27 protein-coding genes are annotated in these 23,679 nt (G+C 72.6%); 12 read left to right on the top strand and 15 right to left on the bottom strand.

Annotated elements, in window-relative coordinates; translation table 11 throughout:
• From QIS96_RS15150 to QIS96_RS15160, 3 genes are all read left to right on the top strand, one after another.
• Nucleotides 1–1,146, top strand: coding sequence for a sensor histidine kinase (locus QIS96_RS15150; protein ID WP_282543097.1), 1,146 nt, complete (start codon nucleotides 1–3; stop codon nucleotides 1,144–1,146).
• Nucleotides 1,143–1,817: a response regulator gene (locus tag QIS96_RS15155; protein WP_282543098.1), complete on the top strand. Its 675-nt coding sequence runs from the start codon at nucleotides 1,143–1,145 to the stop codon at nucleotides 1,815–1,817. Before QIS96_RS15150 ends, QIS96_RS15155 begins: the two co-directional genes overlap by 4 nt.
• Nucleotides 1,818–1,981: 164 nt before the next feature.
• Nucleotides 1,982–2,551 carry an NlpC/P60 family protein gene (locus QIS96_RS15160; protein ID WP_282543099.1) on the top strand — a complete coding sequence of 190 codons (570 nt, stop codon included), beginning with the start codon at nucleotides 1,982–1,984 and terminating at the stop codon, nucleotides 2,549–2,551.
• A gap of 26 nt (nucleotides 2,552–2,577) precedes the next feature.
• Here QIS96_RS15160 and QIS96_RS15165 read toward each other — a convergent pair whose 3' ends face one another.
• On the bottom strand, nucleotides 2,578–4,446 hold the full coding sequence (locus tag QIS96_RS15165) for a hydroxysqualene dehydroxylase (protein WP_282543100.1): 1,869 nt from the start codon (nucleotides 4,444–4,446) through the stop codon (nucleotides 2,578–2,580).
• A 133-nt stretch (nucleotides 4,447–4,579) separates the two neighbouring features.
• On the opposite strand from QIS96_RS15165, the gene QIS96_RS15170 reads away from it, so the two are divergent.
• Nucleotides 4,580–5,410, top strand: coding sequence for a M55 family metallopeptidase (locus QIS96_RS15170; protein WP_282543101.1), 831 nt, complete (start codon nucleotides 4,580–4,582; stop codon nucleotides 5,408–5,410).
• 183 nt (nucleotides 5,411–5,593) lie between these two features.
• Here QIS96_RS15170 and QIS96_RS15175 read toward each other — a convergent pair whose 3' ends face one another.
• Nucleotides 5,594–6,298, bottom strand: coding sequence for a PepSY domain-containing protein (locus QIS96_RS15175; protein ID WP_282543102.1), 705 nt, complete (start codon nucleotides 6,296–6,298; stop codon nucleotides 5,594–5,596).
• Nucleotides 6,299–6,440: 142 nt separating this feature from the next.
• Nucleotides 6,441–6,812, bottom strand: a complete 372-nt coding sequence (locus QIS96_RS15180) for a hypothetical protein (RefSeq protein ID WP_349017383.1) — start codon at nucleotides 6,810–6,812, stop codon at nucleotides 6,441–6,443.
• 218 nt (nucleotides 6,813–7,030) lie between these two features.
• On the opposite strand from QIS96_RS15180, the gene QIS96_RS15185 reads away from it, so the two are divergent.
• Nucleotides 7,031–7,654 (top strand): TOPRIM nucleotidyl transferase/hydrolase domain-containing protein, encoded by a 624-nt coding sequence (locus QIS96_RS15185; RefSeq protein WP_282543103.1) that lies wholly within the window; start codon nucleotides 7,031–7,033, stop codon nucleotides 7,652–7,654.
• A 131-nt stretch (nucleotides 7,655–7,785) separates the two neighbouring features.
• Here QIS96_RS15185 and QIS96_RS15190 read toward each other — a convergent pair whose 3' ends face one another.
• The 3 genes from QIS96_RS15190 to QIS96_RS15200 all read right to left on the bottom strand — a co-directional run bounded on the left by QIS96_RS15190 (nucleotide 7,786) and on the right by QIS96_RS15200 (nucleotide 10,516).
• Nucleotides 7,786–9,072, bottom strand: coding sequence for a lipase family protein (locus QIS96_RS15190; protein ID WP_282543104.1), 1,287 nt, complete (start codon nucleotides 9,070–9,072; stop codon nucleotides 7,786–7,788).
• A gap of 146 nt (nucleotides 9,073–9,218) precedes the next feature.
• On the bottom strand, nucleotides 9,219–10,379 hold the full coding sequence (locus tag QIS96_RS15195) for a C45 family autoproteolytic acyltransferase/hydolase (protein WP_282543105.1): 1,161 nt from the start codon (nucleotides 10,377–10,379) through the stop codon (nucleotides 9,219–9,221).
• Complete coding sequence (locus QIS96_RS15200) at nucleotides 10,376–10,516, bottom strand: hypothetical protein (RefSeq protein WP_282543106.1); 141 nt, start codon at nucleotides 10,514–10,516, stop codon at nucleotides 10,376–10,378. The genes QIS96_RS15195 and QIS96_RS15200 overlap by 4 nt, the downstream gene beginning before the upstream one ends.
• Before the next feature lie 231 nt (nucleotides 10,517–10,747).
• Between QIS96_RS15200 and QIS96_RS15205 the strand changes: the two genes are divergently transcribed.
• From QIS96_RS15205 to QIS96_RS15225, 5 genes are all read left to right on the top strand, one after another.
• Nucleotides 10,748–11,425 (top strand): metalloregulator ArsR/SmtB family transcription factor, encoded by a 678-nt coding sequence (locus QIS96_RS15205; protein ID WP_282543107.1) that lies wholly within the window; start codon nucleotides 10,748–10,750, stop codon nucleotides 11,423–11,425.
• Nucleotides 11,426–11,568: 143 nt separating this feature from the next.
• The gene (locus tag QIS96_RS15210) at nucleotides 11,569–12,888 is read left to right on the top strand and encodes an MFS transporter (RefSeq protein ID WP_282543108.1); all 1,320 of its coding nucleotides are present in this window, start codon (nucleotides 11,569–11,571) and stop codon (nucleotides 12,886–12,888) included.
• Nucleotides 12,889–13,079: 191 nt separating this feature from the next.
• The gene (locus QIS96_RS15215) at nucleotides 13,080–13,664 is read left to right on the top strand and encodes a dihydrofolate reductase family protein (protein WP_282543109.1); all 585 of its coding nucleotides are present in this window, start codon (nucleotides 13,080–13,082) and stop codon (nucleotides 13,662–13,664) included.
• Complete coding sequence (locus QIS96_RS15220) at nucleotides 13,661–14,074, top strand: VOC family protein (protein ID WP_282543110.1); 414 nt, start codon at nucleotides 13,661–13,663, stop codon at nucleotides 14,072–14,074. The genes QIS96_RS15215 and QIS96_RS15220 overlap by 4 nt, the downstream gene beginning before the upstream one ends.
• A 30-nt stretch (nucleotides 14,075–14,104) precedes the next feature.
• Nucleotides 14,105–14,455: a hypothetical protein gene (locus tag QIS96_RS15225; protein WP_282543111.1), complete on the top strand. Its 351-nt coding sequence runs from the start codon at nucleotides 14,105–14,107 to the stop codon at nucleotides 14,453–14,455.
• Nucleotides 14,456–14,468: 13 nt separating this feature from the next.
• Here QIS96_RS15225 and QIS96_RS15230 read toward each other — a convergent pair whose 3' ends face one another.
• The 3 genes from QIS96_RS15230 to QIS96_RS15240 form a co-directional block, all read right to left on the bottom strand.
• A complete protein-coding gene (locus tag QIS96_RS15230) occupies nucleotides 14,469–15,701 on the bottom strand; it encodes a hypothetical protein (RefSeq protein WP_282543112.1) in 1,233 nt (410 codons plus the stop codon).
• Between the two features lie 58 nt (nucleotides 15,702–15,759).
• Nucleotides 15,760–16,056 (bottom strand): hypothetical protein, encoded by a 297-nt coding sequence (locus QIS96_RS15235; protein ID WP_282543113.1) that lies wholly within the window; start codon nucleotides 16,054–16,056, stop codon nucleotides 15,760–15,762.
• 97 nt (nucleotides 16,057–16,153) lie between these two features.
• Nucleotides 16,154–17,296, bottom strand: a complete 1,143-nt coding sequence (locus QIS96_RS15240) for an aminotransferase (protein ID WP_282543114.1) — start codon at nucleotides 17,294–17,296, stop codon at nucleotides 16,154–16,156.
• A 117-nt stretch (nucleotides 17,297–17,413) separates the two neighbouring features.
• Between QIS96_RS15240 and QIS96_RS15245 the strand changes: the two genes are divergently transcribed.
• Nucleotides 17,414–18,007 (top strand): helix-turn-helix domain-containing protein, encoded by a 594-nt coding sequence (locus QIS96_RS15245; RefSeq protein ID WP_282543115.1) that lies wholly within the window; start codon nucleotides 17,414–17,416, stop codon nucleotides 18,005–18,007.
• A gap of 97 nt (nucleotides 18,008–18,104) precedes the next feature.
• Here QIS96_RS15245 and QIS96_RS15250 read toward each other — a convergent pair whose 3' ends face one another.
• The 4 genes from QIS96_RS15250 to QIS96_RS15265 all read right to left on the bottom strand — a co-directional run bounded on the left by QIS96_RS15250 (nucleotide 18,105) and on the right by QIS96_RS15265 (nucleotide 21,486).
• The gene (locus QIS96_RS15250) at nucleotides 18,105–18,353 is read right to left on the bottom strand and encodes an SCO4226 family nickel-binding protein (protein ID WP_282543116.1); all 249 of its coding nucleotides are present in this window, start codon (nucleotides 18,351–18,353) and stop codon (nucleotides 18,105–18,107) included.
• Between the two features lie 176 nt (nucleotides 18,354–18,529).
• Nucleotides 18,530–19,144 carry a hypothetical protein gene (locus QIS96_RS15255; RefSeq protein WP_282543117.1) on the bottom strand — a complete coding sequence of 205 codons (615 nt, stop codon included), beginning with the start codon at nucleotides 19,142–19,144 and terminating at the stop codon, nucleotides 18,530–18,532.
• Complete coding sequence (locus QIS96_RS15260) at nucleotides 19,141–19,761, bottom strand: TlpA family protein disulfide reductase (protein WP_282543118.1); 621 nt, start codon at nucleotides 19,759–19,761, stop codon at nucleotides 19,141–19,143. The genes QIS96_RS15255 and QIS96_RS15260 overlap by 4 nt, the downstream gene beginning before the upstream one ends.
• Before the next feature lie 75 nt (nucleotides 19,762–19,836).
• Nucleotides 19,837–21,486, bottom strand: a complete 1,650-nt coding sequence (locus tag QIS96_RS15265; RefSeq protein ID WP_282543119.1) for an amidohydrolase — start codon at nucleotides 21,484–21,486, stop codon at nucleotides 19,837–19,839.
• Between the two features lie 168 nt (nucleotides 21,487–21,654).
• Between QIS96_RS15265 and QIS96_RS15270 the strand changes: the two genes are divergently transcribed.
• On the top strand, nucleotides 21,655–22,257 hold the full coding sequence (locus tag QIS96_RS15270; protein ID WP_282543120.1) for a TetR/AcrR family transcriptional regulator: 603 nt from the start codon (nucleotides 21,655–21,657) through the stop codon (nucleotides 22,255–22,257).
• A gap of 63 nt (nucleotides 22,258–22,320) precedes the next feature.
• Here the strand turns inward: QIS96_RS15270 and QIS96_RS15275 are convergent, their stop codons facing one another.
• Together QIS96_RS15275 and QIS96_RS15280 are read right to left on the bottom strand one after the other, a co-directional pair.
• The gene (locus QIS96_RS15275) at nucleotides 22,321–23,007 is read right to left on the bottom strand and encodes a DUF899 domain-containing protein (RefSeq protein WP_282543121.1); all 687 of its coding nucleotides are present in this window, start codon (nucleotides 23,005–23,007) and stop codon (nucleotides 22,321–22,323) included.
• 74 nt (nucleotides 23,008–23,081) lie between these two features.
• Entirely contained in the window at nucleotides 23,082–23,663 is a 582-nt protein-coding gene (locus QIS96_RS15280) for a S1 RNA-binding domain-containing protein (RefSeq protein WP_282543122.1), read from the bottom strand.
• Nucleotides 23,664–23,679: the final 16 nt, after the last annotated feature.

Raw genomic sequence — 23,679 nt, forward strand, 5'->3', positions numbered from 1 at the left:
ATGAGCGCAGGGTGGGCCGGGGTTCCGGCGGGTGTGCGGGACGGGGCGATCGCCCTCGGGGTGGCGGCGGCGCTGCTCGTCACCGGCCTGTCCCTGGACGGGGGCGCGGACGATGACGGGGCCCGGCACGGCACAGGCCTCGCGCTGCTCGGCGGCGCGCTGCTCACGGCCGGCGGCCTGGCCCTGTGCTGGCGTCGCCGGGCCTGCCTTCCCGTTCTGGCCGTCACCGGCCTGTGCGCGGTGGGCTACCAGGCGGCCGGGTTCGACGTACCGGCGGTCGCGTTCCTGTTCGCGGTGTACGCGGCCGTACGGGAGGGGCACCGCGCGGCGACCGTCGCGGTGAGCGTGGCCGTGCTCGCCGCGCTCCCGGTGGCGGCCATGGTGTCCGGGCAGGACACGGGCGCGGCGTTCGCGCAGGCGCGGGGCGCGCTGGAGATCGCCTGGCTGGTCGCGGCCGGCGCGGCGGGCGAGGCGCTGCGGCAGGCCGAGCGGCGGGCGGACGAGGCGGAACGCACCCGGGAGGAGACGGCGCAGCGCCGCGCCGACGAGGAACGGCTGCGGATCGCAAGGGAGTTGCACGACTCGCTCACCCACCAGATCTCGGTCGTCAAGGTGCAGGCCGAGGTGTCCGTGCACGTCGCCCGCAGGCGCGGCGAAGAGGTGCCGGAAGCGCTGCTCGCGATCCAGGAGGCGGGACGCGAGGCGGCGCGGGAGCTGCGCGCGACCCTGGAGGCGCTGCGCGACGACGACACGGCCCCGCCGCGCAGCCTCGCCGACGTACCCGAGCTGGTGGAGCGGGCGCGCGGCATGGGGCTCGACGCGAAGCTGACGGTCGAGGGGCGGCACGACGTGCCGGCCGCGGTGGACCGGACCGTCTACCGGATCGTCCAGGAGTCGCTGACCAACGTCGCCCGGCACGCGGACGCCGCCACGGCGACCGTACGGATCGACTGCCGCCCGAACCTCCTCACCGTCCGCGTCGACGACGACGGCAGGGCCGTGCCCGGCAGCTCCCCCGCGCCCGGTGTCGGGCTGCTCGGCATGCGCGAACGCGTCACCGCGCTCGGCGGGCGGCTGCGGGCCGAGCCGCGCGGCGAGGGGGGCTTCACCGTCCAGGCCGAACTTCCCGTGGAGCAGAGCGCATGATCCGTGTGCTCCTGGTCGACGACCAGCCGCTGCTGCGCTCCGGGTTCCGTGCGCTCCTCGATCTGGAGGACGACATCGAGGTGGTGGCCGAGGCCGCCGACGGGCAGGAGGGCATCGCCCTGGCCAGGGAGCATCTGCCGGACGTCGCTCTCGTCGACATCCGGATGCCGGTGCTCGACGGCATCGAGACGACCCGGCGGATCGCCGCCGACCCGGGCCTGGACCGCGTGCACGTCGTGATCCTCACCAACTACGGCCTGGACGAGTACGTCTTCGACGCGCTGCGCGCGGGCGCGGCCGGGTTCCTCGTCAAGGACGTGCTGCCGGAGGACTTCCTGCACGGCGTCCGGGTGGCCGCGCGCGGCGACGTCCTCCTCTCCCCCGCGATCACCCGCAGACTCATCGGCACGTACGTGTCCCGGCCGCACCCCGGCGACACCGGAACAGGCGTCGGCCTGGAGGAGTTGACCCGGCGGGAGCGCGAGGCGGTCGCCCTGGTCGCGAAGGGGCTGTCCAACGACCGGATCGCGGAGCGCATGGTGATCACCCCGGTCACGGCGAAGACCCATGTCAACCGGGCCATGACCAAACTCCGCGCCCGCGACCGGGCCCAACTCGTCGTCCTCGCCTACGAGTCGGGCCTCGTGACCCCGCGCGCCTCCGGGTCCTGAGGTGTTCCGCTCGACGACCGACGCGCATCTTGACGCGTTCATGACGTGACTGGAGAGTGGTCCGCACGCACGGACAAGCGGCTGCCGCCGGCCTCTGCTCCGTCGGGGGATGCGGTGGCCAGTGCGTGCCCGGCGGGGTCCGACCACCCCCCACGAGGACACTCATGAAGCGAACCACTCGCGCCGCTCTGCCCGTCGGCATCGCGGCGGCACTCCTGACTCCGCTCCTCGCCCCGCAGTTCGCGACGCAGGCGCACGGTGCGACCGAGACCGCACCCGCCACCCGCGTCGTGTCCGAGGGCGAGGTCGGGGCGGCCGCGTACAACCGGGACACCACGATCAACCGGGCCAAGCGCTGGCTGACCGCGAACGACGGCCGCCAGGTCCCGTACAGCCAGACGAAGACCTGGGGCGGCTACCGCACCGACTGCTCCGGCTACGTCAGCATGGCCCTTTCGCTGCCCAAGCCGGGGCCGAACACGGTCGGTCTCGCGTCCAGCACGTACACCCGGAAGATCAAGATGTCCTCGCTGCGCAAGGGCGACCTGGTCATCGACGCCAACGGCACCAACACCACCCGCCACGTCGTCATCTTCGTCCGGTGGACGAGCAGTGCGCACAAGGCGTACTACGCCTACGAGCAGCGCGGCAGTTACGGCACCGACCACAGCATCCGCAGCTACGGGATCGGTGCGGACGAGTACGACGCCTACCGACCGAAGAAGTACGGCTGAGCCAGAGGCGCTGGCGCCACGGTCCTTCAGCCCAGGTCGAACGTATTGGGCAGGCCGAGCCTGAAGCGGGTCTCGTCGACCCGCTTCAGGGGCTCCAGCTCGGGCGGGCGGTAGAGCTCCCAGATCCGGCAGGGCTCGGCGCTCGAACCGTCCTGCTCCAGAAGGGCGTTGACGGCTCGGCGGGCCGATTCGTTGGCGCCCTCCATCGTCGCGAGGTCGACGTCCGTACGGACGTAGTCGCCGGCGAGGAAGAGGTTCGGGACGGCGGTGCGGGCTGTGGGGCGGTTCCGCCAGGTGCCGGTGGGGTGGATGAGGAGCGGCTCGCGGTTCTGCGGGTTCGGGGTGCCGAGGCCGGTGACGGCCGGGTCCATGAACCAGGAGAGCCGGTCGTCGTCCGTGATCAGGGCGCGCCCGCTGTCGTTGACGGCGTCCTTCAGCTGGGCCCAGCACTCCTCGACGATCTCCTCGCGGGTGCACGCGCGGGCCGGTTTGCCGTACAGGACGCCCGGCACGTCCCACTCGGAGACGATGGTCGAGACGCAGTCGGCGGCCCGCCCGTCGCCGTAGTCGGCGGGGAAGTCGCGGCCGTCCCAGAACTGGGCCTGCCCGATCGCGGTCACCGCCCAGGGCGAGTCGAGGCAGTTGACGTGCCCGTGCACCAGCGGGACGGGCCGCCGTACGTAGAACATGATCCCGGTCATCCAGTCCGTGCGGAGCTCGTCGCAGCGCGCCAACTGCGGGTCGGCGGCGCGCAGTTCGGGGCCCCAGGTGGGGCGGGCGTGCTCGACGGGCATGGCCTGGACGTAGTGGTCGGCGGTGACGACGCGTTCGGCGCCGCCGTCGGGGTCGGTGATGCGCACTCCGGTGACGCGGCCTGCTCGGTCGTCGTAGCGGATCTCCCGTACGTCGCTGGAGAACGCGAACTCGACGCCGAGGGAGGTGAGATGGGCCCGCCAGGGGTCGATCCAGGCCTCGCTGGTGGGGGCGTTGAGGACGCGGTCGATGTCCGCGTCGGGCCCGTCCAGGCCGCGGCCGAGGAGGCTCCACAGGATCAGCGCCTCGATGATGACGCGGCCCACGGTCCGGGTGGACGCCTCCTGGGCGCGGGTGGCGACCAGGTTGCGGGTCTGGCCGATGCCGAGGACGGTGCGGTACTCCTCGCTGAAGTCGCCGGCGCGGATGAAGTCCCACCATGGCGTGGCCTCCCACTCGCGTTCGCGGCGGGCGTCGCAGCTGGTCAGGTGGACGAGCAGCCGGTTCGCGAAGTACGCCACCTCGTGCGCGGGCAGTTTGGTCGCCGTGTCCAGGGCCGCGGTGATCTGGTCGCGCAGCCAGGTCGTCGTGAGGTCGCCGACGCGCGGCGGGTTGGTCGCGCGGCGCAGCGGGAAGTGCAGGTCGGGGCGGCCCTGGTGGCGGGCGAAGAGTTCCTCGGTGGCGTTGCGCAGGTTGCCTCGTACGCCGTCCGCGGAACCCTCGTACGGGATGCGGCGCATCGTGTCGGGGAGGTTGCGGTAGAAGCCGGGGAAGAAGCGGAAGCCGTGTTCGCCGGGCAGGGGGCGGCGGCCGTCGGCGGCGGAGTCGGGCACGTCCATCGACCGCGCCTTGCCGCCGAGGACGTCGTAGTACTCGTACACCGTCACCGCGTAGCCCCGCTCGGCGAGTTCGTGTGCGGCGGACAGTCCGGAGACGCCGCCGCCCAGGACGGCCACGCGGGTTCGGGCCGCGGCCGCGGCGGGCGGCGCGGGACGGCTCAGGCCCGCCACGGCGGCGGCGCCTGCGGTCGCGGCGAGGACGCCTCTGCGGCTGGGGTTTGGGGTGGGGGCGGGACGGACCTGCTCGGGGTTCGCCCCGATGTGGAGCTTCGGCTTCGGCTCCGGCTTCGGCTTCGTCGGCATGGCGGCCTCTCCTCGTCGTGGGGCGCGGACAGGGCATGGCTGGCTGCGCCAGAGTAAAGGGAAGTGCCTCAACTCGCCTTGTACGTACGTGGATTGACCGGAACGGCGCGGGAGCGGCCCGTACACTCCCCGGATGACGAAGGTGCTGATCTCTGTCGACATGGAAGGGGTCTCGGGGATCGTGCATCCCAGCGAGACCAAACCCGACCGCTACGACTACGAGCGCGGCCGGGCGTTGATGACGGCCGATGCGAACGCGGTGATCGGCGGCGTCCTGGACGCGGAACCGGACGCCGAGGTGTGGGTGGCGGACGCACACGGGCCGTTCCGCAACCTGCTGCCGGAGCAACTCGACCGGCGGGCGCGGCTGGTGCGCGGAAAGCCGCGCCCCCTCGGCATGCTCGGCGGGCTCGACGCGGGCTTCGACGCCGTGCTGTTCGTCGGCTACCACGCCCGCGCCGGCAGCGGCCCGGCCGTCCTCGCGCACACCATGAGCGACGCGATCCTGGATGTACGCGTCGACGGCCGCTCCCTCGGCGAGATCGGCCTCAACGCCGCCATGGCCGGGCACATGGGCGTACGGGTCGCGCTGCTCAGCGGCGACGACGCGGCCTGCGCCGAACTGCGCGAGCTGGTTCCGGCGGCGGTCACCGTGGAGGTGAAGAAGGCGCTCGGGCAGGGCGCCGCGGCCGTACTGCACCCGGAGGAGGCCCGGGAGCAGCTGCGCGGTGCGGCCGGCCGAGCGGTCGCGCGGCACCGCGAGGTCGCGCCGCTGGCCCTGCGAGGGCCGCTCGACGTCGAGGTCGACCTCGCCCTCCCGCACATGCTCGACCTCGCGGCCCTCGTCCCCGGCGTCACCCGCGCCGCGGCGGGCCGCACGATCGCGTTCCGCGCCGCCGACTTCGCGGAGGCCTACCGGCTTGTGCTGCTGCTCGTGCAGCTCGCCGGGATCGTGCCCGGGTAGGGCGGGGCGCGCCGGGGGCCGTTCGGTCATTCGGCCGTTCGGTGGTTCGGTGGTTCGGTGGTATGGCCGCCGGTGGTTCGACAGCCGGTCGTCCGGTCACCGGTCGTTCGGTGACGTGGCAGGGCCCCGGAGTCGGGGAGACTCCGGGGCCCTGCGAGCGGGTCAGCGGTCAGCGGTGTGCGGTCAGTCGCGGTCCACGTCCTGCTTGAGGACCTTCTTGGTCGTCGCGTCGATGTCGTACGACGTCTTGCTCCAGTCCTTCGGGCTGATCACGTCGACGGACCAGATGGTCGCGCCCTGGTCGTTGTCGTCGAGCTCGACGGAGCTGACCGTGCCCTCGGTCTGGCCGGTGGCGACGGCGGCGGCGTCCTCCGGCGTGATCTTGGCCTTGCCGAGGAGATCGGCGAGCTGCTTCTTGTCCTCGGCGTCCTGGTCGGTCTCGGGCTTCGGCTTCTCCGCCTTGCCGGAGACCGCGTCGACGCGCACCGTGGACATGCTGCCATCGGCCTTCGCGACGCCGGCCTCCCACCAGGGCGTACCGTCCTGGCTGCTCTGCAGCTCGATCGACACCGGCTTGGAGTCCGGTACGGCGGCCACAGCGGCGGTAAGCGCCTTGTCGTACTGCACCTTGACCTTGGGGACGAGGGCCTTGCGCTCGGCCTGGTCGTCGGTGAGCGTGTTGGCGGGGCTCGGCGACGCGGACCCGGTCGGGGACGGCGATGCGGACGCGGTCGGGGACCCGGTCGGGGAGGGGGACGCGGACGGGGACTCCGACTGGTAGGGCGATTCGGTCTGGGCTGCGGCCTTCTTGGCTTCGGCGGCCTTGGACGTCTTCTTCGCGGCGTCGCTGTCTTCGTTGCCTCCGCAGCCGGTCGCCAGAGCGCCCAAGGCGGCTACCGTGCACAGAATCCCGACAGCGCGCAGCTTGCGCGGCGCACGATTGCTTCGAACCAGCGCCGATCCGTTTTCAGTCTCCATGCGCCCCAAATTAGCCATCACTACTAAAACGCGCATTCCGTGACGTAGGCGGTTAATCCATGCCGGGGTGACGGTGCTTCGGGTGAGGTTGCTGCGGCCGGCGCGGGGGTGGGGTCTGGCCTCTTGTGGCGGTGAGCAGCGGCTGAAAGAAGCCGGACTCCGCGGGTGTGTGCCACTCGGGGTCGGCGAAGCCCGCCTCGGCCGCGAGGGCGGTCAGGCGGTCCTGACCGAGCGCCCAGTAGGTGGCGCGACGGGTCCGGACTCGCCAGTCCGCGCCTTCGGGCAGGAGTTGGAAGTGCTCCAGGTCGTAGTGCTCGCCGTCCTCGTGCCAGTGCCAGAGCTGGAAGGTGACGGTTCGCCGCTCCCCGGTGCGGTGGAGTTGCGGCGGGGTGGAGGTCGGGCGGGCGGACGGTATCGGGTTCAAGCCCTGGACCGTGCGCGGGAACGGCCTCCAGGCCCGGGGGCACCGAAACCGGTGAACTCCAGGCCAAGCAGCGCCAGTAGACGGACTCGGCCGGTACGCGTCTCTGGCCCCTGCGAACCTGCGGTGCCCGTCGAAAGTGCGGCGCCGTACGTCGCAGCGGCGCGGCTCGCCGTGGAAATTCACTGTCCGTGCGGGGTCGCAGGGCGGAGACTTGACGTGTGACGGACATGGAAGCGTTCCGGGAAGCGGTTGCGGCGTGGGCCGCCGGCGGGGCGGACGAGGCGGGTGAGCGGGCGCGGGCGCTGGCTGTCGGGCAGGGCGTGCGGACCGTGGTGCTGCTCGAAGGGCCGAGCGACCTCGCGGCGGTGGACGCGCTGGCCGCCGGCCGCGGTCGGGATCTGGCCGCCGAAGGGGTGTGCGTACTGCCGATGGGCGGAGCGATGAGCATCCGGCGGTTCGCCCGCATCCTCGGGCCCGCCGGGCTCGGCCTGCGCCTGACCGGGCTGTGCGACGAGAGGGAACGCCCGTACTACGCAAGGGGGTTGGCGGAGCACGGCGGTGCGGCGGCGTTTTTCGTGTGCACGGCGGACCTGGAGGACGAGCTGATTCGCGCGCTCGGCGTGGGCCGCGTGGAGCAACTCGTCGAGGAACAGGGGGACTTGCGTTCCCTGCAGACCTTTCAGCGGCAACCCGCGCAGCAGGGCCGCACCCCGGAGCAGCAGGTGCGGCGGTTCCTCGGCACGAAGAAGGGCCGCAAGATCCAGTACGGCCGCGTCCTCACCGGAGCCCTGCCGCCCGACCGCACACCCGCCCCGCTCCGGGAGCTCCTCGACAGCCTGTGAGGACCACCGGGATTCCTGAGGGCTCCTGAAGGATTCCGGAGAGCGGGCGGGACTTCGTCGGGGCCCGCGAGCCCCGACGAGGTCCCGACGAAGTCCCGATGAGGCCCCGACCAAGCCCCTCAACTACCCGTTCACGTACCGCAGTTGCCCGTCGTCGGCTGGTCCGCGAAGCGCTGGCCGAGCCATTCGAGCGCCGGGCCGTTGCCCTGGATGGCCGTGCCCACATGGGACTGGCCGGGGAACGTCTTCCACTCCACGGCGTGGCCCTGCCCGCACCAGTCGGCACGCAGCTTCTGCCCCACCGCGTACGGGATCGTCTCGTCCGCGTCGCCGTGGTAGAGGAACACCGGCGCCGACGGCCGTACGGTTCCGATGAGTTGCTCGCCGATGGCCTGCTGCCACTCCGGGCGGTCCAGGGGGTTGGAGGTCGTGACGTCCTCGATGGCCTTGCCGCGCCCCGCCTCCAGGACCGTGCCCACGCACTCGTTGCGGACGACCTCGGTGAGCTCGCGGCCCTCGTCGTTGAGGTACGAGTCCAGGTTCAGGGACGGCTTCGCCGCGTTCTGGCCCACGGCGGACATCAGCAGGTAGCCCGCGCTGTCGCCGCCCTCCAGGGACTCGGCGACCTTGGCGAGGTCGGCCGGGACGCCGCCGCTCGCGGTGCCCTTGACCTTCAGTTCCGGCGCGTACGTCGCCGCCATCTCGGCGGCCTTGGCGCTCGCTCCGCCGCCCTGCGAGTAGCCCATGATGCCGACCGGAGCCTCGGGGCTGACCCCGAACTTAGCGGCGTCCGAATGCCGTTGGGCCGCGCGGGCGGCGTCGAGGACGGCGCTGCCCTGGGCCGCCTCGACCATGTAGGTGTGGTCGCCGGGGGTGCCGAGTCCCTCGTAGTCCGTGACGACGACGGCGTAGCCGCGTACGAGAGCGGCGTTGACCAGCGGAGCCTCGGCCGTGGTGCCGCCGGGGAAGCCGGCCGACGGGGCGCACTTGTCGCCGATGCCGACCGTGCCGACGGCGTAGGTGATCAGCGGGCGGGGTGTGGTCTTCCCGTCGTCCGGGACGATCACGGTGCCGGAGACCGCGTTGGCCTGCCCGTCGGCGGAGGTCGAGCGGTAGGTGATCTTCCAGGCCTTGGTGGGGGTCGGCACGCCCGGGGTGTACTGGAAGGAGGACGGCTCAGAGGTGAGGATCTCCCCCGGTGCGGCCTTCTTCTTGCCCTTGGACTTCGCCTTCTTCGCTGCGGCCTGCGCTTCAGCCTTCGTCGCGGCCTTGGCTTCGGTGGGCGTGGTCGTGCTGCGCGGGGTGGCGTCGGGCGCCTCGGCGGTGCCCTGCGCGGCGGCGGCCCCGGGGATTCCGAGGACCGCCACCGCGAGGACCGCGCCGGTGGCAAGTGGTCGCCTGCGTAACGCTGACGTCATGCGGCTCTCCCAACTCTCCTGTGGGGATGGGGGGTTGGGCAGCACCGTACTGACGCGTCAGTAATACGGCCAGAGCTGTGCGCCGATGTGGCCATGTGTGTGCGCCGTTTGGCGGGCTCCGGTCGGCTGCGCCTGAGCCGGTCGGCCTACGCCGAGAGCCGACGCCACGGCCGCGTGTCGGCGTCGACGGGGGTGCCGTCCAGGACGCGGGCCGTACGGGCGGCCGGTTCGAGGATGACCGTGGCCAGGCCGGCCCAGCGCTCGCCCTGGGGCAGGGACATGTCGGGGATGCAGGTCAGCGGGGCCTCCCCGGCGCCGGACCGGAGGAAGGCGACAAGGTCGTCAGGCGTGGCCGGCGGGGTGGACGCGGCGAGGCGGTCCCGGATCAGGTCGTAGCGGCGGCCGGAGTCGGGCTGGTAGAGCCAGGACTTCTCCTGGGCGGCAGGGGTGGGAGTGAGGAAGTGGTTGGTGCGGACGAGGGTGCCGTGCTCAGGGGCGAGGTCGACGGGGAAGACGCCGTCCGGGCTGAGGTCGAGGAGCACGGCCTCGTCCGGGTCGAAGAGGGAGAAGGAGCCGGACGAGGCGACGGGCGCGCTGCGGATCAGCTCCAGGGCCTCCCGTACGCTGCCCGCCTCTTCGAGGACGAGCGCGGCGAGTACGTGCATGGGGATGCCGCCGACGCCGTCGGCACGGTGGCCGAGGATGTTGAAGTGCAGGGCGAGTCCCGCGCTGTTGACGCCGATCTTGGCGAGGATGCCGTGCTCGGTGATGCCGACGAAGTCGTGGGCGCCGCCGCGGGATTCGAGGGTGTGCCAGAACGGGTTGAGCTTGACGTGCCAGTCCCAGGTCTGAATGCCGAAGGTGCGCGCCTCCCCCATGTCGGGGCGGGCGAGGCGGCGCACGATCGTGGAGCACTCGCCGGGCGGGACGGTGCTGCTGCGGGCGAGGATCTCGGTGCGGGCGTTCAGGGCGGCGACGCGCCAGGTGTCGACGCCCGCGCCGTGGGCGATGCCCTCGATCTCTGCGCGGGCCTGCGGGCGGAACGCGCCGACGACGTCGAGGGCGCGTTCGGCGTCGTCGCGCGCCTGCTGCGGGCTGATGCCGCCCAGCTCGAAGAAGCGGTCGTAGCCGGCGATGCCGCCGGGCAGCGTGGCGCGCAGCCGCTCGCCGCGGGCGGCGCCGCGCGCGAAGGCGTCGGGGGCATCGACGGCGATGTGGAGGCGCTCTGCGGGGCGGTCGATGGGGTGCTCGACGCGGCCGGGCAGAGCGCTGGGGTTGGTGTCGGGGTTGGTGTCGGGGCTGGTCACGGGCGTCCTTCACGGGGCTGGGTGTGGTACTGGAACTCGCCGCCGACGGCGGTGGCGAGGACGGGGTTGGCGGCCTGCGCCTCGGGGTCGAGCAGCAGCGGGTCGGCGGCGGTGGCCTCGACGTCTCTGGTCGCCAACAGTCCTCCCAAGAACTCCGGGCGCATCCGGCGGCACCAGCACCGCTATTGGATCACCCCTATTGGCCGCACGCCCAATAGGGCGATCTAATAGCGGTGCGCCGGCTCGGCGTCAAGACTTTCCGGGAATTACATGGCATATACAGCGTGCTGCGACGGGGGCTGCGTGCAGACGTCTGTTCATCGCGTCGCGACTCATCTAGCGTCCTCCATGGATTTATGGAGGAAACCATGGCGGAGACGATCGGCCCGCGCCCCAAGGCGGAGCTGTACGACGCGTTCGCAGTCAGCGGCAAGGCTCTGGCCAGCGGAAAGCGTCTGGAGTTGCTCGACCTGCTCGCTCAGGGCGAGCGGACCGTGGACGCCCTGGCGAAGGCGGCCGGACTGAACCTGACGACGGCGTCCGCGCATCTGCAGACGCTGAAGCAGGCCGGGTTCGTCGCCACGCGCCGGGAGGGTGTGCGCATCCACTACCGGCTCGCCGGGGACGATGTCGCCCGGCTCCTCGCGCTGCTCCTCGAGGTCGCCGCGAACCATCAGACCGGGGTGTCCGCCGCCCGCGACGCCTATCTCGGGGAGGACGCCTCGGCAGAGGTCTCCCGTGCGGGACTGTGCGCACGGGTCGAGGCGGGGGACGTGGTCCTGCTCGATGTGCGGCCGGCGGAGGAGTACGCGGCCGGGCACATCCCGGGGGCGCGCTCCATCCCGGTGGCCGAACTCGCCGAGCGTATCGGCGAGTTGCCCGAGGAGTGCGAGATCGTCGTGTACTGCCGCGGCGAGTACTGCGTGCTCGCGTACGACGCGGTGCGGCTCCTCACCGACCTGGGGCGTCGCGCGGTGCGGCTCAACGACGGGATGCTGGAGTGGCGGGTCGCCGAACTGCCTGTCGATGCCGGGGAGTTCGGGTGAGGCCCGGTCCTGACGGTGCGCGCCGCACCTGATCCCCCGGCGTTCCGCGCTGCGGGGGGGGGCGGGCCAGCGCCGGGCGCAGGTCCGCCCGTACGAGACGGGCACGCACTGCCCGTACGAAGTGAACCGTAAGGAGTCCGAACGTGACGAGTACCGCCTCGGGCGAGGCCACCGGCATACCACCGCAGACCGATGTGCAGCGCCGCGTCCTGGCCGTGCTGGTCGCGTCCCAGATCCTCAGCGGCGCCGGGCTGGCCGCGGGTGTGACCGTCGGGGCGCTGCTCGCCGAGGACATGCTCGGCTCGACCGATCTCGCGGGGCTGCCCAGCGCCCTGTTCACGGCCGGGTCGGCGCTCGCGGCGGTCGCGGTGGGCCGGATCTCGCAGTCCCGCGGCCGCCGTCCGGGGCTCGCGGCCGGATATGTGGCGGGCGCGATCGGCAGTGCGGGGGTGATCGTGGCGGCCGCGGTCCACAACCCGGTGCTGCTGTTCGTCTCGCTGTTCGTGTACGGGGCGGGCGTGGCCACGAATCTGCAGGCGCGGTACGCGGGGGCCGACCTCGCCTCGCCCGCGCACCGGGCCCGTGCCGTGTCGAGCGTCCTGGTGGCGACGACGCTGGGCGGGGTCGTCGGGCCCAACCTGGCCGCTCCGACGGGGCATCTGGCGGAGAGCCTCCAACTCCCGGCGCTGACCGGGCCGTTCATGCTCGGGGGCGTCGCGTACGCGCTCGCCGCGCTGGTCCTTGTCGTCTGGCTGCGGCCCGACCCGCTGCTCCTCGCGCGCAAGCTCGATCTTCAGGAGCGGGCTGCGGAGGCGACGGCGGTAGAGGCAGAGCAGAAGGCTCCGGACGAGGCGGGTACGACTCAGGCGAGTGCGAGCGCGGGTGCGCGTGCGGGTGCGGCGGCTTCGCGTCGCGGGTCCGGGCTGATGCTGGGCTCGCTGACGATGATCCTCACGCAGCTGGTGATGGTCTCCATCATGACGATGACTCCGGTGCACATGCACGACCACGGTCACGGCACCGCGGCCGCCGGCCTGGTCATAGCCGTGCACGTGGGCTCCATGTATCTGCCGTCGCCGCTGACCGGCTGGCTCGTCGACCGGTTCGGGCGGATCGCGGTGGCGGGCGCTTCCGGTGTGACGCTGCTCGTCGCGGGGCTCGTCGCCGCGGTCGCGCCGGGCGACTCCGTGGTCCTGCTCGCGCTCGCACTCGGGCTGCTCGGGCTCGGCTGGAACTTCGGCCTCGTCTCCGGCACCGCGATGATCACCGATGCGGTGCCGCTCGCCACCCGCGCCAAGACGCAGGGCACGGTCGACGTCGCGATCGCGATCGCCGGCGCGACGGGCGGCCTCGCCTCCGGCCTCGTCGTCTCGGCGGCCAGCTATCCCGTACTGGCCCTGACCGGGGGCGTGTTGTCCCTCGCGATCCTTCCGGCGATCGCGGCCTCGGCCCGCGCCCGCTGATCCAACGGGCGGTACGGGGCCCAGGGTCCGGGCGGTACGGGTACGGCCGCTCGGGCTCGGCTCGGGGTGCGGCTACGAGCCGGGGCCGAGGCCCACCCCTGCCCGCCGCACCGCGCCCCAGGTCCGGGACCGCGCCTCGCGATGAGTTCGGCCGCTGGCCGCAGTCTCCACTGGGAGAGACGGAGGACAGCATGAGCAATCCCATTCGGCTGTACATGTCGATGTCGCTCGACGGCTACATCGCCGGTCCGGACGATCGGCCGGGCCAGGAGATGGGGCGCAACGGCGGGCGGCTCTTCAACTGGCTCGACGACCGGGAGTCCGGCGGCCCCAGCGGGCAGGTCTACCGCGAGGCGCTGGCGACCGGTGCGGTGATCTCGGGCCGTCGCACGTTCGAACTCGCCGGGCGCTGGCAGGGCGACCATCATGACGGTGTGCCGATCTTCGTCCTCACCCACCAGGTCGACGACGGGGACGTGCCGCCCGGTCACGCGCGGTTCGTCACCGACGTCGAGGACTGCGCCCGCAAGGCTCGCGCGGCCGCCGGGGACCGGCCGGTCCTGGTCCACGGGGCGGGTGCGGCTCAGGCGCTGCTGCGGGCCGGGCAGCTGGACGAGCTGGAGATCACCCTCGTCCAGGTCCTCCTCGGGGACGGCAGGCGGCTCTTCGACCACCTCGGCGGCGCCCCTGTGGAACTGGAACTCGTACGCCTCCTGGAGAACCGCGACGCCACGCACCTCCGCTACCGGGTGCGCCGACCCGATGAGGCCGCATGAAGACGCTCTTCGTCTCGTACCGCGTGTCCGACCTGGACCGCTCGCTCGCGTTCTACACGGCCCTGGGCTACGTCGCGTTGGGCAGGGTCGACATCGGGGAGGGGAATCGCCTCGTGCTCCTCGCCTTCCCCGGCGAACCTGCGGCCTCGCTCGAACTGGTCCACCGCCCCATGGACGGCCGCGTCGAGGTGGGCAGCGGCTTCGACCACCTCGCGGTCCAGGTCGACGAACTGGCCGCCGCCCTCGACCGGTTGACCGACGCGGGCCTGGAGCCGGAGCCCGTCCAGTACCCGGGCGGCCCCGACGGCCCGAAGACCTCGTGGCTCACCGACCCGGACGGCTACCGGATCGAGCTGGTCGAGTGGCCGCCCGGACACCCCGACGGCATCACCGCCGCGGACTTCTCCTGAACCATTCGCACCAAGCTCTACGATCGTCGGGTGGCGGAGTGGGATGTCGAGGGTGTGCGGGCGCGGGTGCGGGAGTTGGCGGCCCTTGACCCCGAGTGGGCGACGGACCGGTCGCCCGGCCGGGCCGCCGCAGCGTTCCCCCTCACCGAACCCCTGCCCGGCCGGCTCGGTGGCCGTTCGGCCGTACCGGTCGACGAACTGACCCTGGGCACCCTGGTGTTGAGCGAGCAGGGCTGCGGCATCTTCGACCGGCTGGTCGTCACGGGCCCGCGCGCCGGCGAGGTGTGGCAGATCGATCCGGACTGGGGCGGCTTCGTGCCCCTGGCCTCCGGGTTCCGTGCCTGGTACGTGGAATGGCTGGAGCGGACGCCGAAGCGCTGACATGAGGGGGGGCTCAAGTGGCCGTCGTACGGTCGGCGTTCGTGGGGTCCGTGGCGGCCGTAGGCCGGTCGGTGTGCAGGAGGTGCATGCGGTGCTCGACGGCGTCCGCCGCTCCGGCTCGACGGCCCGGTACGTGGCGGCGCAACGCGACGAGGAGAGCGCCGAGTTCGCGGGCCCGCACCGGTTCGACGACCTGTTGCCACTGGTGGTGGGCGCGGTCGACGGCGGCCTCGACGACGGCTGAGTCCGGGGCCTCCTGCCGGGCCAGGCGGGCGTCGGCGGCGGCCATCCAGAGTGCGCAGCTGCGGGCCGGGTCGCCGTCGAGCCGGGCGAGGTCGGCGCGGACCTCCAGCCAGTGCACGGCCTGCGCGGACCCTGCCCCGTGGGTGCGCAGTGCACGCCCTTCCCCCACCGCGGCGAGCGCGGCGGCCTCGCTGTGCCGCCCGGCGTGCGCGGCGGCGAGGATCGCGGGCAGCGGGTCCTCGCCACCGGGTTCCGGGATGCGCGGCGCGGACTCGGGATATCGGGGAGCCGGAGGCGCCTGGGGCGGCGGCGTCGGACGTGCCATGAGGGCCGTGTCTCCCTCGACGGCGAGGAGCAGCGCGTCGCCGAACTCCCCCTGGTTCACAACCTGTTCGTGGAGGTGGCCGAGCGGCGCGCGGCTGCCGCTGCGCCACAGGGCGGTCAGGGCTTTCAGGTACGTCGGCTGGGCGAGGCGGCGTCGGGGCGGTGGCGGGGCGATGCGCCCGTACAGCCGGGTGCCGCGCACGTGGATTCCGTGCGTCCCGGCGTCGGGGCTCCGGTCGGTGTGGAGTCGCCGCCAGGCCTCGGGGGTCGCGACGAGGTCGACGACGAGTGTGGTGGTTCCCGGGCGGCGGACGGCGAGTTCGGTCTCCAGCCAGTGCCAGGGCAGGGCGGTGTAGCGCAGCGTCGCCGGGGTCGTACGGGCGAGTGCGAGGTGCAGGCGGTGCTGTTTGCCGTCGAGGTGGAGTTGTCCGGCGAGCAGGACGGTGAGCGGTCCGGGTGCGGCGGCCGCGGCGCGGATCCGGGTGAGGACAGTCTGCGGGTCCGCCGGGTCGGCGAGTTCGACGACGGTCGCGGCCGGTGTGCCGGTCAGGGTGCTCGGCGGTACGGCGGCGAGTGCGGGCAGGACGCCCGCCGCGTCGACGAGCGCGCCTCTGCCGACCGGGGCCGCCGCGAGCAGCAGCGCGGTCCCCGGTGCCGTGTCCTCCCCTGTGATCGCCACATCAGCACCGTATCCCGTATTTCCGGTGCTAATGCCTGGATTTGAGGGTCCCGTGGCCTCAGTGCTTCTCGACGTCGACATACAGCGTGCCGGTCCACTCCACCTCGTCGTAGTGCGTGACGCCCGAGTCGGGTTCGGTCGACGGGTGATCGGTGAGGTCGAGGGAGATCGCGGCCGGGGTGTCCGTGCAGCGGTCGAGGTAGTCGGCCATGGCGCGCAGGACGACGCTCGCGTCCTCGTGGGCGAACTCGACCCAAAGGCGCGATCCCATACGGGCGTTGAGGCCGCCGGTGGCGTGACGGTCGAGTGCGGCGGCGGCCGCCCTCGTCATGGACTGCGGTACGTCGGTCATCATGCCGTGACGCTGTCCAGGATTGTCATGCTTTATCCCTACCCTCACCGATTCGGGCGTCTGCTCTTCCCGTTCCGGCCGGCTTCCCCCGTTCTCTCCGTCACCGCCCGGACGCGAGGCCGTCGAGGAACTTGCCGACCAACTGCAGGCCGGTACGCAGCGTCTCGGTGTCGTCGGCGAAGCCGATGCGGACGGTGTGCTCGATGTCGAAGGCCGCCCCGGGGGTGAACATCACGCCGGTCTCCTCGAGGAGGCGGGTGCAGAACTCGTAGGAGCCCATGGGGAGTTCGGCGGGCAGTCGGTAGCGCAGGAGTGCGGTGGTGCCGGAGGCGGGTCGGACGTACGAGATGTCGTCGCGGCCGGCGACCCACGCGTCGAGCACGGCGAGGTTGGTGCGGGTGATGCGGTGGGCGCGGTCGAGGATCGCGTCCTTGTGCTCCAGGGCGACGCTCGCGAAGAGGTCGTCGATCCGGCCGACGCTGATAGTGGTGTAGTCGCGGTGGGTCGCGACGGCTTCGAGGAGCGCGGCCGGGCCGACGATCCAGCCGAGGCGCAGGCCCGCGAGCGAGTACGGCTTGGACATGCTGCCGGTGGAGACGCCGCGCTCGTACAGGTCGGCGACGGAGGCGGTGAAGCCGTCGCCGCTCTGGTCGACGCCCCGGTAGACCTCGTCGCAGAGCACCCACGCGCCGACGCGGCGGGCGATCTCGGCGATACGGGCGAGGCCGCGCTCGTCGATCAGCGCGCCGGTGGGGTTGTTGGGGTTGTTGACGGCGATGAGCTTGGTGTCGGGCGTGACCATGCGGTCGAGGGCGTCCAGGTCGGGCAGCCAGCCGTCGGCCTCGCGCAGCGGCAGCAGGTCGACGCGGGCGCCGATGCTGTCGGGGATGGAGTAGTGCTGCTGATAGGTGGGGACGACGGCGACGACGTGGTCGCCGGGCTCGACGAGGGTGGCGTGGACGAGTGCGTTCGCGCCGACGGCGCCGTGCGTGACCAGCACGTTCTCGGCGTCCTGGTTCGCGTAGAGGCCGGCGACCAGTGCGCGCAGGCGGGGGCTGCCGGGGATAGGGCCGTAGGTGAGCGGGGTCGCTTCGAGCTCGGCGAGGACTTCGTCGCGGCGGCCGGTCAGGGCGAGGAGCTCGCCGGTGGTGAGAGAGCGTACGCAGGTCTCGGCGAGGTTGTACCGGCAGGTCTCCTCGTACTCGTTCATCCACTGCTCGACCGCGAACGGGCGGATCTTCACGTCGGGCGTCCCTTCCTCGTACGACTACGACACATTCGGCTACGACACACTCGGCATGGGCAATATATTGCTCACTCGTGGCCGGGGCAACGATCTTGCGCACTATGCTGCTCAGCCATGAGCACCCGGGCAGACGGCTCCAGCCCCGCCACCACCCAGCAGTCCGCCACCCAGCAGTTCGTCACCCGCGTCGGCGGCCGTATCCGCGCCCTGCGCAAGGGGCGTGGCTGGAGCGTGCAGCGGCTCGCCGAGGCCGCGAGGATCAGTCGACGGATGCTCACGGACGTCGAGTTGGGCCAGGCCAACCCCAGCCTCGCCACGGTCGACCGGATCGCGCGCGCCCTCGACACCGACTTCGCCGCGCTCGCCCTGCCCGCGGGCGACCCGGCGGAGCCGCAGGTCGACGGGACGGTCGTCTGGCAGTCCGAGGACGGCAGCCGGGCCCTGCTGATCGGCGCGACGCAGCATCCGCGCGCCGAGCTGTGGCGCTGGACGCTCTCCCCCGGCGGCCGGTACGAGGCCGAGCCCGACCGGCCCGGCGCGCAGGAGATCCACCACGTCCTCTCCGGCCGGCTCACCCTCGAACTGCCCGCGGGCCCTCGGACGCTCGCGGCCGGGCAGAGCGCTGTGATCCCCAGCGACCAGGAGTACGCGTACCGCAACGAGGGCGCGGAGCCGGCCGTGTTCATGCGGGTCGTCACCGGCGCGTGAGCCCATCGAGACCCGCCACTGCGGTGCGGGGCACGGCGCGGCCACCCGGGGTTGGTTCCAGGTGGCCGTCAGTAAGGGGTCGGTCGAGGGCCTGCGGTCAGACCGTCAGCGGGACCGGGTGGATCTCGTCGCACTTGTGGCCGGCGCGCTCGTGCACACGCTGGACCGCTTCGGCCGACGGGCCCTCCGAAAGGCAGTAGACCGTACCGGACTTGGGGTCCGCCCAGGCCTTCTCGAAGTGGACGCCTTCTTCCTTCTCGATGGCCAGATCCGCCTGGTGCGCCTCCTTCAGCCCTTCGGCCGTGAGGCCCTGCATGCCGTGGTGAACGTCCATGAACTGCGTCACGGATCAGCACCTCCTCAGCGAGGCACGCGTCCCGGCACCGGTCGGGCCGAGTCCGCCTGCCGCCGCACCTTCCATCGTCCTCCCATGCCCCCGGGGACGGCGAGCCGACGCGTGCTCCCGCCCGGCGGGCAGGTCGCGTCGCGTGCTCGGCTGCGGCCGCTCACGCTTCAACTCCCTTACGGCGCGGGCGGGTCCCGCAGGTCGCGCACGTCGAGGACGACAGCCGTGCCGCCCGCGGTCCGGTCCTCGTGCAGCGTGATCACCTGTCCGGGCCGCAGCCGCCGCCAGTGCGACGGTACGAGCGGGGCGAGCCGCACCGTGGCCGTGCCGCCGGGCTCCAGGTGCGGCAGGTGCTCGACCCAGAGTGCGGCGACGTCGAAGGCCGGCCCGCCGTCCGGAGCGCGGTTGCCGATGCCCCACATCGGGCGCAGCACCCCGGCGCCGGGCAGCGACGTCCGGCGTCGTGACTCGGCTGCGGGCGCGAGCGTGAGCTCGGCCCGTACGACCCCGTGGCGCGCCTCGCCGCCGCGCCAACGGCACCAGGCCGCACTCCTGGGCAGGCACAGCTGCTCGGCGGCGAGGGCGAGCTCCCGCCACCGGTCGGCCGCCAGCGGGGGCGCGTCGGCGAGCTCCTCCAGCATTCCGACGGCCACTTCCCACGCGTCGTCGCGCAGGTACTCCCACACGTCGCTCACCGTGAGGTCGCCTGCGCCCGCCCGCGCCTCGGGGACCAGCAGGGACGCGGCCTGGAGCAGCTCGACCACGTCGACGGGCTCGCCCTGAGCGTTCACCGCTCCGCCGCCACCGGCGCGATCATCTGCCGCAGATGCCGGTCGTTCAGCTCGCCGATCTTGCGGGCCGCGATCCTGCCGTCCTTGTCGATCACGACGGTCGACGGGATGCCCTGCGGGGAGACCGTGCCCGCGGGGAAGCGCCGCAGGAGCCGGCCCTGCGGGTCGTAGAAGCTCGGGTACGGAACCTGGAACTCCCGCTCGAAGCGGCGGGCCGCACGCCGGTCGAAGTCGCGGGTGTCGATGCCGACGAACGCCACCCCGTCGGACTCCGTCTCGGCGGCCACCTCGACCAGGTGCTTCGCCTCGGCACGGCACGGCCCGCACCACGAACCCCAGAGGTTGAGGACGACGACCTTGCCCCTGAACTCGCCGCTGTCCAGGTCGAGTTGACCTCCTCCGACCGTCTCGCCGCGCAGCTCGGGTGCGGGGCGGCGCTCGCCGCGTGCGACGGTCGCGATGCCGCTGTCACGCAGGACGAAGCCGTCGCCGCCCGCGCCCGCTCCGGTCGCCTTCGTGCCCTGAGCCCCTCCCTCGCACGCCGTGAGGGCCAGTACGGCGGCGAGGGCGGTGAGGGAGGCGAGGACTCGGACCGACGCGGGTGGGGCGGGGCGCATGGCCCGGAGTATCGCAGGGGTGTCGTGGGCGGTCCGCAGGGGCCGGGCCCGAGCAGCGCCCGGCAGGCCTCCGGGTCAGCGGGGGTGCACGACCTCCCCGCCCACCACCACGGTCTCCGCGATCGTCCCCGGGATGTCCTGCGCGGGCACGCGCAGGATGTCGCGGGACAGGATCACGAAGTCGGCCGCCTTTCCGACGGTCAGCGAACCCCGTTCGTGCTCAAGGAAGTTGGCGTACGCCGAGCCCATCGTGTAGCCGTGCACGGCCGTCGCCACGTCGACGGTCTCCTCCGCCCGCCACGGCTCCCCGCCGGTGAGCGGCCGGCGCGTGACGGCCGTGTAGATGCCGGCCATGGGGTCCATCTCCGCCACGTTCCAGTCGCTGGAGAACGCGAGCCGCGCCCCGGCCTCGTGCAGGCTGCGCATCGGCCAGGCCTTGGCCCACCGCTCGGGGCCGACGTTCTCCGCCCAGTCCTTGCCCGGCCCGGCCACGTCCGGGGCGCAGTGCCGCGGCTGCATGCAGGCGACCACGCCGAGCTCCGCGAAGCGCGCCGTGTCCGCCGGGTCGAGGCACTCGACGTGCACGATCTGGTGGCGGGCGTCCCGCGCCCCGTTGACCCGGCGGGCGTGCTCGAACGCGTCGAGGGCCACGCGGATGCCCCAGTCGCCGGTGGCGTGCACGAAGCACTGGAAGCCGCGCGCGTCCAGCTTCGCGAGCAGTTCCGCGAACTCCTCGGGCGGGTAGTACGTGTCCCCGCTGTGGTGGCGGCAGCCCGCGTACGGCTCCAGGAGTGCGGCGGTGCGGGGCTCCACCACGTCGTCGATGTACAGCTTGAGGGGGCCGACCCGCAGCCGGTCGTCCGCGTGCCGTCCCGCAGCGGCGGCGAACTCGTCCAGGTCGGCGTCGGTCGTGCCCCGCGGGTGGAACAGGGCGGCGACGAGGCGCGAGGCGAGGCGGCCCTCGCGGCGGGCGCGCTCGAAGAGAGCCAGGTCGTCGAGGGAGTTCTGTGGTTCGACGACGGTCGTGATGCCGTAACCGATCGCGTCGTCGAGGGACTTGGCGAGCCGCCCGTACTGCCGTTCCGCGGAGGCCCACGGCACTCCGAGCTCCTGCAGCGCCCGGTGGCCGTCGCGGGACAGGCCCTTGACGGCGAAGTCCTTGACGAGGCCGGTGGGTTCGCCGGTCTCCGGGTCGGTGTGCGCGGTGCCGTACGGCAGTTCCGTGCGGTCGCGGCTGATGCCGAGGCGGCGCAGGGCGGCGGTGTTGAGCCAGGCGGTGTGGACGTCGTAGCTGAGGACGAAGGCGGGGGCGTCGCCGGTGGCCGGGTCGAGGTCGGCGGCGGTGGGCAGGCGGCCGCCGCCGAGCGCCGCGTAGTCGAAGGCCTCGCCCTCGATCCACTCGGCCTCCGGGTGGGCCGCGCGCCAGGCCCGGATCCGCTCGTGCACCTCGGCGAGCGTGTCGGCGCCCGCGAGTTGGGCGCTGGCGTCGTCGGAGCCGAGGCGTACGTGGTTGTGGGCGTCGATGAAGCCGGGCAGGACCAACTTGCCCGCGGCGTCCAGGGTTTGGGTGCGGGGGCCGGTCCAGTCCGCCGCTGCCGCGTCGTCCCCGAGCCAGACGATCCGCCCGCCGGTCACGGCCATGGCTTGCGCCTCGGGCAGCTCTGGGTCGACGGTGTGGATACGGGCGCCGCGCAAGACGAGGTCGGCGGGGGCGGGGTGCGTCATCGGGTGACCCTCTCCAGCTGCTGTGATGTCCTGCTTTGAATGACGTTCAATTTTTTGGAACGCCATTCAAGATGAGGGGCGCCTCGGCCGACGTCAAGCCCTGGAGCCGCGGTTAAGGTCTACGGGCAGGCAGAACGGCAGTGCACGTACAGGAGGAAGGACGCCGAGGTGACGGTGCGAGCGCGGGAGCGCGACGGGCGGCCGTCGCCGGAGCGGATCCTGGAAGAGGTCATGGCAGCCGTGGCCGAGCACGGCCTGGCGGAGCTGACGATGGCCTCGCTCGGCCGCCGCCTCGGCATGAGCGGCGGCCACATCCTGTACTACTTCGGCAGCAAGGACCGGATCTTCCTGGAGGCGCTGCGCTGGAGCGAGGGGAGGCTCGCGGAGGAGCGGCGCGCGCTGCTCGCCCGCCGCGTCCCCGCCGACCGCAAGCTCGACCAGTTCCTGGGCCTGTATCTGCCGCTCGGCCCGCGCGATCCGCGCTGGGTGCTCTGGATCGAGCTGTGGGCGCGCACTCCGGCCGACGAGGCGCTGCGCGCGCCGCAGGACGAGCTCGACGCGGACTGGCAGCGGGATCTGGCGGCCCTGCTCGAACGCGGGGTCCGGCAGGGCCGCTTCGCACCGCACGACACGGAGGCCGCGGCCGCCCAACTCCTGGCGCTGCTCGACGGGTTGAGCACCCGTGTGGTCCTCGGCCTGCGCGGCGCGGACCGCACCGGCGCCCTCGACCGGGCGCGGGAGGCGGCGCGGGCGCTCGTGCCGAGGAACTGAGCCGAGGAACTGAGCCGAGGAGTTGAGCCGACCGACTCGCCGTTCTTCAGGGCAAGTTGATCGTCACTCCTCGGACCCGTACCACGCGGCGATCTCCTTCGAGCCGGGCCAGCGGCTGTACGTCGGCGACTGCGGCCAGCCCTCCGGTACGTCCTGCCACTCCTCCTGGCGCCCGTACGGGAGTGTGTCGATCAGGCCGAAGGTGTGGCCGAGCTGTTCGACGCCGCGGCTGCCGGTGTGCCAGGTGCGGTAGACGGTGTCGCCGTCCCGCAGGAAGACGTTCACGGCGAAGCCGCCGCCGGGAGGCGCGTCCACGTCGGCGCCGAAGGGGCTGTCGGCGGTGGAGTACCAGGGCAGCTTGTTGCCGACGCGGCGCTTGTACGCGAGGGCCTCGTCGATCGGGCCCTGGGTGACGATCACGAAGCGGGCGTCGTAGGCGTCGAGGAACTCCTGCCGGGTGAACTGGGAGGTGAAGCCCGTGCAACCCGGGCACTGCCAGTCCTTGCCCGGGAACCACATGTGGTTGTAGACGATCAGCTGCGACTTGCCGTCGAAGATCTCGGCGAGGCGGACGGGTCCCGCCTCGCCCTCCAGGGTGTAGTCCGGCATCTCGACCATCGGCATCCGGCGGCGCTGGGCGGCGATCGCGTCGAGCTCCCGCGTCGCGGCCTTCTCCCGCACCCGCAGCTCGTCGAGATGCCGCTGCCAGGTCTCGGCGTCGACGACGTCGGGCAGTGCCTTGGCGCTCATGGGGCTCTCCTCCAGGGTTCGCTGCGTACGGTCCCGTACGGCTTCGAGGGGTAGACCGCGCGAGCGTGCTCAACTCATCGGTGGCCGGGCGAGGGCGTCGCGGAAGGCCAGTCGAGGGACACTCTGCGGTTCGGCCGGTCGATGTGGGTGACGACGACCGACACCTCGGCCCCCAGCTCCACGCCCTCCGGGAGCTGGGACGTGAGAGCCGGCCGGCCGTCGCTCTCCCCGGCCCGCACCAGGCCGAAGCCCCAGTCCTCGATCGTGACGAACACCCCGAAGTGCACGACCTTGGCGACCGTCCCGCGCAGGGTCTGCCCCACCTCGGTGCGCTCGGCGAAGTCCGGGAAGGGGTCGGGCCGGAGCGCCTTGAGGGACAGCCTGGCCTCGGCGTGGCGCGTGTCGAACTGGAGGAACATGCCGGAGACATGCTGTCCGACCTGGACGACTTCGGTGAGGGCGGCGAAGCGGCACCAGGACAGTTCGGCGACGGTGACGAAGCCGACGCCGGGGAACAAGGGGTGCTCGGGCCCCTCGTCGAGGGCGACGAACACCCCGTACTGCTCGATCGCCGCGACCGTGCCGGTCAAGGTCTCGCCGTACTCCAATGACTCGAGGAACGCCCAGAGTTCCGGGCTCTCAGACTGCCAGTCCATGCCGGCCACCCTGACA

The organism is Streptomyces cavernicola (genome assembly GCF_029968035.1).
Classification (GTDB): Bacteria; Actinomycetota; Actinomycetes; order Streptomycetales; family Streptomycetaceae; genus Streptomyces; species Streptomyces cavernicola.